Source organism: Pseudomonas sp. nanlin1 (genome assembly GCF_045571515.1).
In the GTDB taxonomy this organism is placed as follows: domain Bacteria; phylum Pseudomonadota; class Gammaproteobacteria; order Pseudomonadales; family Pseudomonadaceae; genus Aquipseudomonas.
Genome location: NZ_CP124218.1, coordinates 4,413,397 through 4,426,027 on the forward strand (window position 1 = coordinate 4,413,397; position 12,631 = coordinate 4,426,027).

General features: G+C 60.7%; 11 protein-coding genes. 4 read left to right on the forward strand and 7 right to left on the reverse strand.

The window, feature by feature from the left end; translation table 11 throughout:
• The first annotated feature begins 59 nt into the window (after positions 1–59).
• The 3 genes from plsB (at position 60) to QCL65_RS20405 (ending at position 3,798) form a co-directional block, all read left to right on the forward strand.
• A complete protein-coding gene (gene plsB, locus QCL65_RS20395; RefSeq protein WP_407311967.1) occupies positions 60–2,579 on the forward strand; it encodes a glycerol-3-phosphate 1-O-acyltransferase PlsB in 2,520 nt (839 codons plus the stop codon).
• Positions 2,580–2,680: 101 nt separating this feature from the next.
• Entirely contained in the window at positions 2,681–3,082 is a 402-nt protein-coding gene (locus QCL65_RS20400; RefSeq protein WP_407311969.1) for a YbaY family lipoprotein, read from the forward strand.
• 26 nt (positions 3,083–3,108) lie between these two features.
• The gene (locus QCL65_RS20405; RefSeq protein ID WP_407311971.1) at positions 3,109–3,798 is read left to right on the forward strand and encodes a DUF4197 domain-containing protein; all 690 of its coding nucleotides are present in this window, start codon (positions 3,109–3,111) and stop codon (positions 3,796–3,798) included.
• Positions 3,799–3,840: 42 nt separating this feature from the next.
• On the opposite strand, the gene pcaC is transcribed toward QCL65_RS20405, so the two are convergent.
• From pcaC to pcaR, 7 genes are all read right to left on the reverse strand, one after another.
• Complete coding sequence (gene pcaC / locus QCL65_RS20410; RefSeq protein WP_407311973.1) at positions 3,841–4,236, reverse strand: 4-carboxymuconolactone decarboxylase; 396 nt, start codon at positions 4,234–4,236, stop codon at positions 3,841–3,843.
• A gap of 11 nt (positions 4,237–4,247) precedes the next feature.
• Positions 4,248–5,039 (reverse strand): 3-oxoadipate enol-lactonase, encoded by a 792-nt coding sequence (gene pcaD / locus QCL65_RS20415; RefSeq protein WP_407311975.1) that lies wholly within the window; start codon positions 5,037–5,039, stop codon positions 4,248–4,250.
• Between the two features lie 12 nt (positions 5,040–5,051).
• Entirely contained in the window at positions 5,052–6,416 is a 1,365-nt protein-coding gene (locus QCL65_RS20420) for a 3-carboxy-cis,cis-muconate cycloisomerase (RefSeq protein ID WP_407311977.1), read from the reverse strand.
• A gap of 45 nt (positions 6,417–6,461) precedes the next feature.
• Complete coding sequence (locus tag QCL65_RS20425; RefSeq protein WP_407311980.1) at positions 6,462–7,751, reverse strand: MFS family transporter; 1,290 nt, start codon at positions 7,749–7,751, stop codon at positions 6,462–6,464.
• Between the two features lie 162 nt (positions 7,752–7,913).
• Positions 7,914–9,119 (reverse strand): 3-oxoadipyl-CoA thiolase, encoded by a 1,206-nt coding sequence (pcaF, locus tag QCL65_RS20430; RefSeq protein ID WP_407311982.1) that lies wholly within the window; start codon positions 9,117–9,119, stop codon positions 7,914–7,916.
• 137 nt (positions 9,120–9,256) lie between these two features.
• Complete coding sequence (locus QCL65_RS20435) at positions 9,257–10,603, reverse strand: MFS transporter (RefSeq protein WP_407311984.1); 1,347 nt, start codon at positions 10,601–10,603, stop codon at positions 9,257–9,259.
• A gap of 340 nt (positions 10,604–10,943) precedes the next feature.
• Positions 10,944–11,786: a pca regulon transcriptional regulator PcaR gene (gene pcaR / locus QCL65_RS20440; RefSeq protein ID WP_407311986.1), complete on the reverse strand. Its 843-nt coding sequence runs from the start codon at positions 11,784–11,786 to the stop codon at positions 10,944–10,946.
• A 394-nt stretch (positions 11,787–12,180) separates the two neighbouring features.
• Here pcaR and QCL65_RS20445 point away from each other — a divergent pair, with 394 nt between their 5' ends.
• A complete protein-coding gene (locus tag QCL65_RS20445; RefSeq protein WP_407311988.1) occupies positions 12,181–12,381 on the forward strand; it encodes a hypothetical protein in 201 nt (66 codons plus the stop codon).
• Positions 12,382–12,631: the final 250 nt, after the last annotated feature.

Genomic DNA, 12,631 nt, shown 5'->3' on the forward strand with positions numbered 1-12,631 from the left:
CACTTGCCTGGGCCAGCACTTGGCCCTTTTCTAAATTCTGTAGCCATAAGCACCTGCCCATGACCCGCTCGCCTTTTCGCCGCCTTGTGTTCAGCGCCGTGCGCCGCCTGCTTTATTTGTGGGTGCGCTCCGAGACGATCAACCAGTCCTCGTACGGGCTCAACCTGGACCGCGGCCGGCCGATTTTCTACGTGCTGCAATCGCCCTCCATTAGCGACCTGGCGGTGATCGACCACGAGTGCGTCAAGGCCGGCTTGCCCAGGCCTGTATTGTCCGTAGCGGTAGGCAACTTGCTGGAGCCAGCGGCGTTCTTTTACCTGACCCCCGAGCCCGACTGGCTGGGCCGCCAAGACAAACGCGGCGCCCCTCCAACACTTAAACGGCTGGTCAGCAGCCTCAGTGACAGCCCGGAAGAAGACGCGCAGATCATCCCGGTCAGTGTGTTCTGGGGGCAGTCGCCGGCCAGTGAATCGAGCCCCTGGAAACTTCTGTTCGCCGACAGCTGGGCGGTGACCGGGCGCCTGCGGCGGTTGGTGAGTATCTTGATTCTGGGGCGCAAGACCCGCGTGCAGTTCTCGGCGCCGATTCACCTGCGCGAGCTGGTCGACCAACACAAGGGCCATGAGCGCACCGTGCGCATGACCCAACGCATCCTGCGCGTGCACTTCCGTCACCTGAAGACCGCCGTGATCGGCCCGGACATTTCCCATCGCCGGCACTTGGTCAAAGGCCTGGTCCGCGACCCGCAGGTGCGCCAGGCCATCGCCGAAGAAGCCGACCGGCAGAACATCAGCCTGGAAAAAGCCGAAGCCCAAGCGTTGCGCTATGGCAATGAAATCGCCTCGGACTACACCTACACCGCCATTCGTTTTCTCGAAGTCATTCTGAGTTGGTTCTGGAACAAGATCTACGATGGCATCAAGGTCAACCATATCGACGGCGTCAAAGACATCGCCCAAGGCAACGAAATTATTTATGTACCCTGCCACCGCAGCCATATCGATTATCTGTTGCTGTCCTACCTGCTGTTTCGCAACGGCCTGACTCCGCCGCACATCGCCGCCGGGATCAACCTGAACATGCCCGTCATCGGGAGCTTGTTAAGGCGCGGCGGGGCGTTTTTCATGCGCCGCACATTTAAGGGCAACCCCCTGTACACCGCGGTATTCAACGAATACCTGCATACCCTGTTCACCAAGGGCTTTCCGGTGGAGTACTTCGTCGAAGGGGGCCGCTCACGGACCGGGCGCATGCTGCAGCCCAAGACCGGCATGCTGGCCATCACCCTGCGCAGCTACCTACGTTCATCGCGCATGCCGATTGTCTTTGTACCGGTGTATATCGGCTACGAACTGGTGCTCGAAGGCCGCACTTACCTGGGCGAACTGCGCGGAGCAGTGAAGAAAAAAGAATCGATTTTCGATGTATTCAAAGTCATCGGTGCGCTCAAGCAGCGTTTTGGCCAAGTCGCGGTCAACTTCGGCGAACCGATCAAGCTGGCGCAATTCCTCGACCAACAGCAAAGCGGCTGGCGCGAGCAAGCGCTTGCACCGCACTACAAACCCGATTGGTTGCACGAAACGACCCATCGCCTGGGTGCCAAAGTGGCGCGCCACTTGAACGAAGCGGCGGCGGTCAACCCCGTCAACCTGGTGGCCTTGGCCTTGCTCAGCAGCAGTAAACTGGCCCTCGACCAGCGCGCGCTGGAGCGGGTGCTAGACCTATACCTGACCCTGCTGCGCAGCACGCCTTACTCCCCGCACACCACCCTGCCCGATGGCGACGGCAAAGCCCTGATCGAGCATGTTAAGGGTATGAACCTGCTCTCCGAGCAAAATGACGCCTTGGGGCGCATTTTGTATCTGGATGAACAGAATGCCGTGTTGATGACCTACTACCGCAACAACGTGCTGCACATCTTCGCCCTCCCCGGGCTGCTGGCAAGCTTCTTCCAGAGCACGTCGCGCATGAGCCGCGAGCAGATCCTGCGCTTCACCCACGCCCTGTATCCGTATCTACAGGCGGAGCTGTTTATCCGCTGGTCTCTGGAGGAACTCGACGCGGTGGTCGACCAGTGGCTGCAGGCTTTCGTCAGCCAGGGCCTGCTGCGGGTGGAGAACGACCAATATCTGCGCCCGGCGCCCAGCTCGCGCCACTTTGTCTTGCTCACTCTGCTGTCTCGAGCCATCGCCCAGACCCTGCAACGCTTCTATATGGCCATTGCCCTGCTGCTCAATGCCGGGCAGCATGCGCTAAGCGCCGAAGAGCTGGAGAACCTGTGCACCATCATGGCCCAGCGCCTGTCCATTCTGCATGGCCTGAACGCGCCGGAATTCTTCGACAAAAGCCTGTTCCGCCATTTTATCCAGACCCTGCTGGACGAAGGCGTACTGCGACGCGACGCCGCCGGGAAACTCAGTTATCACCCGCAACTGGGCGAGTTGGCCGAGGGTGCGGCGAAGCGGGTCCTGCCTGCGGAAATTCGCTTATCGATCCGCCAGGTCGCGCTGCACCGGGGCGAAGACGCCGCCGAAGACCTCGACCTCGGGGCGCCACCGCCCAGCGAAAAAGCCGAGTGAGCCACGAATAAGGCCTTTCCGAGCGCGCAGAGGGGGAAAATCCGCTAGCTTTACGGTAAGGGGCGCTATCGCAGTGGCAGCGCCCAGCAAGGGGAAGCTTGATGAAACGACTATCGATTGCGCTGTTTTTTGCCTTACTCGCCGCCTGCACCACCGCGCCGGTCCCGACGCCTACGGACAGCCTGGCTGGCGAGGTGTTCTACCTGCAGCGTATTGCTCTGCCACCCAGCGCCAGCCTGAGCGTTGAGTTGCAGGACGTTTCCAGGGCCGACGCCCCGGCGGTAGCCCTGGCCTACTACAAAGGGCCGATTACCGGCCAAGTGCCGATCCCGTTCAGCTTGAAGTACAACCGCCAGCAACTGGCCCCCGGGCACCGTTACGCGATCACTGCGCGGATCGAAGCTGAAGGCCATTTGCTGTTCGTCACCACCGAGCATCATGGCGTACAGTTGGACGGCCAGGATGCCCAGCCGGTTCGGGTCCGGGTCGATCCAGCGCCATGAATTCAATCTGAGAAAGGGATGCCACCATGCTCCGTCGCACTACCCTCATTGCTGGCCTGTGCGCCAGCGTGCTGCTCTCTACCCAGGCATTTGCCTTGTCACTCGGTGACCTGTCGCAAAGTGACGCCAGCGCTGGTCTCAAAGACGCCCTGACCCAGGGCGCCAAAGTCGCGGTCAAGCAATTGGGTGTGCCTGGCGGGTTCGAGAACAACCCCGAGGTGCGCATCGAGCTGCCGGGCCGGCTCGGCCAAGCGGCAAAAAAAATGAAACAGTTCGGCATGGGCGCGCAGGTGGATCAGCTTGAGGCAAGCATGAACAAAGCCGCCGAAGCCGCCGTGCCCCAGGCTCAAGCCTTGCTGGTAGATGCGGTGAAGAAGATGACCGTGACGGACGCCAAAGGCATTCTTAGCGGCGGCAAAGACTCGGCCACCCAATACCTCAGCAAAAGCAGCCGTGAACAAATTCGTTTGAAGTTTTTGCCCATCGTTAAAAAAGCCACCGACCAGGTCGGCTTGGCCCAGCAATACAATGGCTTCGCTGGTAAAGCCGCGGCCCTGGGGGTGGTGGATGCAAAAAGCGCCAATGTCGAGAGTTACGTGACCGAGCAGGCCCTCAACGGCCTGTTCGAAATGATCGCCAAACAGGAAGCCACTATCCGCGCCAACCCGGCGGCAGCGGCCACGAGCCTGGCCAAGAAGGTCTTCGGCGCGCTGTGAAGCCGTGGGCCGGGGGCTGCGCGCCCCTGGCCGTGCACTGCATCAGGCTTGCCGCGACTCCACACCGAGTTCATCCCAAACCGATTCCGCCAGATGGAAGGTGGCATTGGCCGCTGGGATGCCGCAATAAATCGCGCTCTGCATCAGCACTTCTTTGATTTCCTCGCGCGTCACGCCATTGCTTGCCGCTGCCCGCAGGTGCAGTTTGAGTTCTTCGCTACGGTTCATACCGATCAGCATGGCAATGGTGATCAGGCTACGGGTATGCCGAGGCAGGCCCGGCCGGGTCCAAATATCGCCCCACGCATGGCGGGTGATCATCTCCTGAAATTCCGAGTTGAACTCAGTCAGGTTTTGCAGGCTGCGCTCGACATGGGCTTCGCCCAGGACCGCACGGCGTACCTGCATGCCTTGGTTGTAGCGTTCTTTCTCGTCCACGGGCTCGGTCCTTATTGGCTGGTTAGAAAGTCGATAACGCGACGGCTGAACGGCTCGCCCACTTCGACGTTGGACAGGTGGGCTGCGGGAAACTCAGCGTATTGCGCGCCGGCCACTTGGTCTTGGATAAATCGCGCATCCGCGGGCGTGGTCACTGCATCTTCAAGGCCGGCGATCACCAGCACAGGCACCTGGACCGACGCCAACTGCTCGCGGAAATCGGCGTCGCGCACGGCCGCACAGTTGGCGGCGTAGCCTTGCGGCGAGGTGGCGGCGAGCATATCGGTGATGCGCGCGGCCTGGGCCGGGTGCGCCTCGGCAAAGCCTGGGGTAAACCAGCGGGCAATGGAGGCATCGCGCAGGGCCGCCATGGCTGCCGGGCCGTCGCGCAGCACCATTTCGATACGCGGGTTCCAGACGTCCTGGGTGCCGATCTTGGCCGCGGTATTGCACACCACTAACTTGTTCAGGCGCGCCCCGGCATGGATGCCCAACCATTGGCCGATCAAACCGCCCATGGACAGCCCGCAAAAATGCACACGTTCGAGCCCCAGCCCATCGAGCAGCGCGAGCACGTCCTGCCCCAACTGTTCGATGGTGTAGAACCCCTCGGTAACCAGCGATTTACCGTGGCCACGGGTGTCGTAGCGCAATACTTGAAAATGCTCGGTGAATGCCGGTATCTGGGCGTCCCACATGCCCAGGTCGGTGCCCAACGAGTTGGACAACACCAGCACCGGCGCGCCCTGGGGGCCTTGCAGTTGATAATGCAGTTCGCCGTCGGCGAGTTTGAGGTGGGGCACGGCTGTCTCCTTTTAAACCTTGAAATGGTGATGTTCAGCCACGGCACGCTCGACCCACTGGCGTGCCTGGCCGAGGTAATGGGCGGGGTCGAGTAACTGGTCGAGCTGTTCGGCAGACAGCTGCTCGGTCACCTGCGGCTCGTCCGCCAGCACGGCGCGCAGATGGCGTTGCTCGGCGACGGCGCGCTTGCAGCACTGCTCGATCAGGTGGTGTGCGGTGTCTCGCCCCACCCGCTGGGCCAGCACAATACTCACGGCCTCGGCCAGCACCAGGCCTCGGGTCAGGTCGAGGTTGGCGAGCATGCGTTCGGGGTCGACCTGCATGCCTTGGGCGATGGCCACCGCCTGCTGCAGTGCACCGGCCACCAGGCAGCAGATTTCAGGCAAGGTTTCCCACTCGGCATGCCACAGGCCCAGGCTGCGTTCATGCTCCTGGGGCATGGCGCTGAACATGGTGGCAACCAACCCCGGCACGCGCGTGGCGGCGCTGATCAAAACTGCGGCGCCAACCGGGTTGCGCTTGTGCGGCATGGTCGAAGAGCCACCTTTGCCCGGGGCAGACGGTTCGAACACTTCCGCCGCCTCGGTCTGCATCAGCAGGCTGATATCGCGGCCCAGCTTGCCCAGGCTGCCGGCGATCAAGCCCAGCACCGCAGCGGTTTCCACCAGGCGGTCGCGTTGGGTGTGCCAGGGTTGCTCCGGCAGGCTCAAATCGAGCTCTTCGGCCAGCGCCTGGGCGATGGGCAACGCCTGCTCGCCGAGTGCCGCCAAGCTCCCCGAGGCGCCGCCGAATTGCACGCTGAACAGGCGCGGCTTAAGTTGCTGCAGGCGTTCGCGGCTGCGCGTCAGGGCGCCCAGCCAACCGGCGATTTTCATCCCCAAGGTGACCGGGGTGGCATGTTGCAGCCAGGTGCGGCCTGCCATTGGCGTCAGCGCATGGCGTTGCGCCTGTAAGGCCAGGGCATCGCCGAGGGTGGCCAAGTCCTGCTCGATCAGCCCCAGCGCGGCCCGTAATTGCAGGACCAACCCGGTGTCCATGACATCCTGGCTGGTGGCGCCCAGGTGCACATAACGCTCGGCCTCGCGGTCGACGCTGGCGATCTGCTTGCCAAGCAGCTTGACCAATGGGATCGCCGAATTGCCAGCACTGACGATGGCCTCGCCGAGCGTTTGGAAGTCGTACAGCTCAGCTTTGCAGGCAGCCTCGATAGGCGCCACCGCAGCTTGTGGAATCAACCCTACGCGGGCTTCGGCACGGGCCAAGGCTGCTTCGAAGTCCAACATGCCTTGCACACGGCCACGGTCGGAGAAAATCTCGCGCATGTCGCGGCCGGTGAAATAAGCATCGAACAATTGATTGTTCGCTCGTTCGCGCATAACACTCCTCAGGGGCGGCGCGCCGGCGGGCGGCGCGCCTGTCGGTCAATGGTCGGTGTGCAAGTAGGCTGGCTGTTTAGGCAGCCGCAAGCTAAATAGAAACGCGATTGCCATCATCAGCGTGACATACCAATAGAAGGCATTCTCGATGCCCCCCGCCTTCAGGTTCAGGGCAACGAATTCCGCTGAACCACCAAACACGGCATTGGCCACCGCATAGGCCAGGCCAACACCGAGGGCACGCACCTGCGGCGGAAACATCTCGGCCTTCACCAAGCCACTGATCGAGGTGTAAAGGCTGATGATCGCCAGGGCAACGGTGATCAACAAAAACGCTATGAACGGGCTGGTCACGGTCTTGAGCAGCATCAGGATCGGGAAGGTGCACAAAGTGCCCAGCCCAGCGAACCACAGCATGGAATTACGCCGCCCGTATTTATCGGCCAGCATGCCAAACAGCGGCTGCATGCACATAAACAGAAACAAGGCGCCGGTCATGATCAGGCTGGCGGTCTTGGCGTGCATACCGGCGGTGTTCACCAGGTATTTCTGCATGTACGTGGTAAAGGTGTAGAAAATCAGCGAACCACCGGCGGTGTAGCCCAGCACGGTAATAAAAGCTTTGGAGTGATTGCGAAACAGCCCAACGATGCTGCCGGCATCTTTGTCGGCGCGGGTTTCCGCGGTGCTGGTTTCTTCCAGGGTACGGCGCAACAGCAGCGAGATGACCGCCGCTACCGCCCCTACCACGAACGGGATACGCCAGCCCCAGGCCCGCAGCTCCTGCTCGTCGAGAAACTGCTGCAAAATCACCACGGTCAGGACCGCCAGCAGTTGCCCGCCAATCAGGGTCACGTATTGAAACGAAGCGAAAAACCCACGCTGCCCACGCAGGGCGACTTCACTCATGTACGTGGCCGTGGTGCCGTACTCGCCGCCCACCGACAGGCCCTGGAACAGCCGCGCCAACAGCAGGATGATCGGCGCCCACACGCCAATACTGGCGTAGGTCGGGACGCAAGCGATGACCAACGAGCCGAAACACATCATCAGCACCGAGATCATCATGGAGTTTTTGCGGCCGTGCTTATCGGCCACCCGGCCAAACAACCAGCCACCGATGGGGCGCATCAAAAACCCAGCAGCGAATACCCCGGCCGTGTTGACCAGTTGCACCGTGGGATTGTCCGAAGGAAAGAAGGCAGGGGCAAAATAGATGGCGCAGAAGGCATAGACATAGAAGTCGAACCATTCGACCAGATTGCCCGAGGAAGCGCCGACGATGGCGAAAATGCGCTTCTTGCGCTCTTCACCGGTGTAATGAACTGTTGTCATTTTAAATTCCATTGAGGTCGGTAAAGCCTAGACATAACCTGTAACAACCTCTTTAGACAAGACAATTACCCACGATCAACGCCCTGCCGGATGACCTTGCGTGGAGGCCAGCGGGCTGTAGCCGTTGAACGTGGGTAACCGGATTGCTCTTTTATGCCGCGATCACACCCGCTCGATCGCCAGGGCCAGGCCCTGCCCTACCCCGACACACATGGTGGCGAGGCCTTTTTTACCGCCGGTCTTTTCCAACTGATGCAGGGCTGTGAGCACCAACCGCGCGCCGCTCATACCCAACGGGTGCCCCAAAGCGATGGCGCCGCCGTTTGGGTTCACTTGCGCGGCATCGTCGGCCAGACCGAGCTCACGTAATACCGCCAGGCCTTGGCTGGCAAAGGCTTCATTGAGTTCGATCACGTCGAAATCACCCACGGCCAGGCCCAGGCGTTGCACCAGCTTGCGCACCGCTGGCACCGGGCCGATGCCCATGACGCGGGGGGGGACGGCGGCGCTGGCCATGCCCAACACCCGGGCCCGAGCGGTCAAACCGTGTTTTTTCACCGCTTCGGCAGACGCCAGAATCAGCGCCGCTGCCCCGTCATTAACGCCCGAGGCGTTGCCTGCGGTGACGGTCTTATCGGCACCGTTCACAGGTTTGAGCTTGGCCAGGGTCTCCAGCGTAGTGTCGGCACGTGGATGTTCATCGCTGTCCACCACGGTCTCGCCTTTTTTATGGGCGACCCGCACCGGTACGATTTCTTCGGCGAAATAACCCGCTGCTTGCGCCGCCGCCGTGCGTTGCTGGCTGCGCAAAGCAAAGGCGTCCTGATCGGCACGGGAGACCTGGTAGTCGTCGGCCACGTTGTCAGCGGTCTGGGGCATGGCGTCAACGCCGTACTGCGCTTTCATCAACGGGTTGATAAAGCGCCAACCGATGGTGGTGTCTTCCAGTTTCATATTGCGCGAAAAGGCGGCGTCGGCCTTGCCCATCACGAACGGTGCCCGCGACATCGACTCGACACCACCGGCAATGGCCAGCTCCATCTCGCCACTGGCAATGGCCCGAAAGGCCGTGCCGATGGCGTCCATGCCTGATGCGCAGAGCCGGTTCAGCGTGACCCCAGGGACGCTCTCCGGTAAACCGGCGAGCAGTAGCGCCATACGGGCGACGTTGCGGTTGTCCTCGCCCGCCTGATTGGCGCAACCCAGAAACACCTCATCCACCTCGTGCCACTGCACCGATGGGTTGCGCTCCATGAGCGCCTTGATCGGCACGGCGGCCAGGTCGTCAGCGCGTACGTTGGCCAGGCCGCCACCAAAGCGGCCGATGGGGGTGCGTACGGCATCGCAAATAAATACGTCACGCATCATGCTTCTCCTGGTGCTTGGCCATGGGCGCAAGACTCCTTGATTCAGTGAGCCGATATTGGAATAGCCCAAGGTTAAGCGGCTACCGCGAGCCAAACAATTCGATAATCGACTCTATGTTCGATTATCGAACGATATGTTCAGGTGGCGTCAGCGTGGCTGACCCAGCCTTTAACCAACACGGCGGCGGTAGCAACGGCCGCTGGCACCACCAACGCCGTCAAGACTTGCTCGAAACTCCACCCCAACCCGAGCAGGGTGGCGCCCATCCAGGCCCCCAGAATGGCCCCGAAGCGGCCAATACCGAGCATCCATGACACACCGGTGGCACGCCCTTGGGTGGGGTAGAAGCGCGCGGCCAAAGAAGGCATCGCCGACTGCGCACCGTTTACGCACATGCCGGCTGCCAGCACCAGGGTCGCGAGCAAGGCGATGTTGCCCAGGCTCTGCCCCACCGCGTAGGCAAATACCCCGGCCAATAGGTAAAAGGCACCGATGACTTTATGCGGGTTGAATCGGTCCATGGCCCAACCGACACCTACCGCACTGAGGACCCCGCCCAACTGGAATAAACCACCGATAAACGCCGCTTGTTGCAGGCTGGCGCCACTGTCGCGCATCAGCGTGGGCAACCAACTGGTCAACAGGTAAACGATCGCCAGGCCCATAAAGTAAGTGAGCCATAGCAACAAGGTACCGACGCTATAGGCGCCGCTGAAAATCAGCGCGAACACGTTTTGCGCCTTTATGGTTTTTTGCTCTGGCACGCTGAAGCTGCCCGCACGGGCCACTTCGGCCGGCGCAATCGGCGCCAGGGCGCGCCGGATTCGCTCCACCGGGGCGTTGCGTACCACCAAGTAGCGGGCCGACTCCGGCAGCCAGACCAGCAGCACCAGCAAGAGCAGCAGTGGCAGCACCCCGCCGAGCAGTAACAGGCTGTGCCAACCATAAGCGGGGATCAGCCAGGCAGAGATAAACCCACCGCCGGCCATGCCCAGGTTGAACCCGCAGAACATACTGGTCACCAGCAACGACTTATGCCGCTCCGGGGTGTACTCCGACAGCAGCGTGGCGGCATTCGGCATGCCGGCCCCCAGGCCCAACCCGGTGAGAAAGCGCAAGATCATCAATTGCTCGACGTTGTTGCTAAAGGCCGAGGCCAGGCTAAAGCCACCGAACAGCAGCACGGCGCCGACCAGCACCCTCTTGCGCCCAAAGCGGTCGGCCAGCGGGCCAGAGCCGAGGGCGCCAAACACCATACCCACCAGCGCCGCGCTCATCACTGGGCCCAGGCTGGCACGGTCGATCCCCCACTCCTGGGACAGCGCCGGGGCAATAAAGCCCATGGCGGCGGTGTCCAGGCCGTCGAGTAAGACAATAAGAAAACACAGAATAACCACACGCCATTGGTAGCGTGACAACGGTTGGGCGTTAATAAACGCCTGCACATCCAGGCAGGGACCAGCAGAGACTTCGGGACGATTCATTTTATTATTATCCGTAGAAATCAGTTAAAGCCCTGCGTAGCAGCGGGCTCGCCCGCGATCACCAACACCGAGTCCATCCAGTCAAATACGAATCGGCATTAGCCACGGGCTCCGGTATTTAAGGGCCAGCCTTTGACCTCGTCAATTCGCCAAACACATATCTGTGCGGTAATCGAACAGCCGTAAAAACACCCCCTGTAGGAGCGGGCTTGCCCGCGATCTGGCGCATATATCGCATCCACCCAGGACGCATGGTTAGCGCTGGCATTTTTCGCGAGCAAGCTCGCTCCTACAGGTAGCGCAACGCCTGTGTAGGAGCGGGCTTGCCCGCGATCTTCTATCAGGCGAATAATTGCGTACTAAGGTCGCGGCTGGCCGCTAGCATGATGGGCAGAAAACGCTGCTCCAGTTCTGTGCGCGCCACTCGCCCGGCGTGGGTACTCACGTTGATGGCGGCCACCACTTGGCCCGAGGCATCGTAGACCGGTACGGCGATCGAACGCAGGCCCTGCTCCAGTTCCTGATCGACGATGCACCAGCCCTGGCTGCGCACGAGCTGCAGGCAGTCGGCCAGGGCCTGCCGGGTCGCCAGGGTTTTGCTGGTTTTGGGCTGCAATTCGACATGCGCCAAGTAATCGCTGAGGGTCACATCGTCCAGGGCCGCGAGCAAGATGCGCCCCATCGACGTGCAATACGCGGGAAGTCGGCCGCCAACCGAAAGGTCGACTGAGATCAGCCGCTGCGTGGTAGCGGACCGCGCGATATAAAGAATATCGTCACCTTCCAGGGTCGCCATGTTGCACGCTTCATGCAACTGCTCGCTCATACGGTCCAGGTAAGGCTGGGCTGAGACCGCCAAAGGCGTCGACGACAAATAGGCATGCCCAAGGGTCAAGACCTTGGGTAATAACGAATAGGTGCGCCCGTCGGTGGTGGCATAACCCAACTTGATCAAGGTATGTAGGCAGCGACGTACGGCGGCACGGGGGATCTCCGTACGGTGGCTGATTTGCGCGATGGTCAGGTGGCGCTTGCGCTCCTGAAAAGCTTGCACCACTGCCAGGCCGCGGGCCAGGGAGGTCATGAAGTCGGGGTCACCGGTAAACGCCTGAATGCGCTTGGCGGCAGAGGCCACGATCGGTGGGGCAAGGGAAGTGAATGCAGTGCGTAGTTCATCGTTCATGCTTGATCCTCTCAGAGGCAAACCTGCAACACTCAGGCATGGGCGATTATCGAACCTAGCACTGATTATCGCAATCATCTTGCTAGCGCTACCGAATGGCGACGTGGCCTTTATTAGAACCCTGGGAAACTAATGACGCTCAGTGTGCTCAAAGTATTTAGTACAACATACGCTGTGCATCGGCAAAGTTACTCGAAGCCAAGCAAACATTAGCCGTGTTATTGTTGCCGCGCTTCATGGCCCTCGTGCCCGGCCAGGATTGGCCAGCGGTATGCGCCCTGCTTCCAGGTCAAGCATCCCGCCAAACATTGCCCCCATCGGTTTTGCCTATCTTACCCACACCCAAATGCGGGTCTATGGCAAAACTTGAAACATCTAACTTTTAGGTACTCACGTGACCAAAGATGAACTGCGCGCAGAACTCGAGCGCCAGGAACAACGTTACAAGGACGTTTACGGTGGTGAAATCACCACCTATGCCGCTCAACCCGAACCAGAACGCAAGCCATGGCGCAAACGCGCCAGTTTGCTGGATCAGGCGTTCCAGCAAGAACTGCAAAAGATCGAAAAAGACCTTCACGAAGAAAAAGCTTGAAGGTTCCGCACAGCGGCTGAATCGGTCAAATATGCGACACCTCAGCGCCGATTTCATACAGTCGTTTGATCGCTTGTAGCCTAGGCGTTGTTGCGCCATAAGTCCGCAAACAGGCTTTTGCACGCTATAAAGTCTTACCATGCGCTGAGCACAGGGCGAGGTTTCCGGCTGTCCGAAACCGTCAAAAAATGTATTTGCGCGGATGCCTGCACAACGATTGTCGTGATTTTCTGGCATAATCGCGCCCCCT

What these genes read in the sequence shown, in the direction of transcription:
- QCL65_RS20425 (WP_407311980.1), bottom strand. Translation starts at nt 7,751, where the DNA reads ATGACAACAGTTCATTACACCGGTGAAGAGCGCAAGAAGCGCATTTTC.
- QCL65_RS20400 (WP_407311969.1), top strand. Translation starts at nt 2,681, where the DNA reads ATGAAACGACTATCGATTGCGCTGTTTTTTGCCTTACTCGCCGCCTGC.
- QCL65_RS20420 (WP_407311977.1), bottom strand. Translation starts at nt 6,416, where the DNA reads ATGCGCGAACGAGCGAACAATCAATTGTTCGATGCTTATTTCACCGGC.
- QCL65_RS20435 (WP_407311984.1), bottom strand. Translation starts at nt 10,603, where the DNA reads ATGAATCGTCCCGAAGTCTCTGCTGGTCCCTGCCTGGATGTGCAGGCG.
- pcaR (WP_407311986.1), bottom strand. Translation starts at nt 11,786, where the DNA reads ATGAACGATGAACTACGCACTGCATTCACTTCCCTTGCCCCACCGATC.
- plsB (WP_407311967.1), top strand. Translation starts at nt 60, where the DNA reads ATGACCCGCTCGCCTTTTCGCCGCCTTGTGTTCAGCGCCGTGCGCCGC.
- pcaF (WP_407311982.1), bottom strand. Translation starts at nt 9,119, where the DNA reads ATGATGCGTGACGTATTTATTTGCGATGCCGTACGCACCCCCATCGGC.
- QCL65_RS20405 (WP_407311971.1), top strand. Translation starts at nt 3,109, where the DNA reads ATGCTCCGTCGCACTACCCTCATTGCTGGCCTGTGCGCCAGCGTGCTG.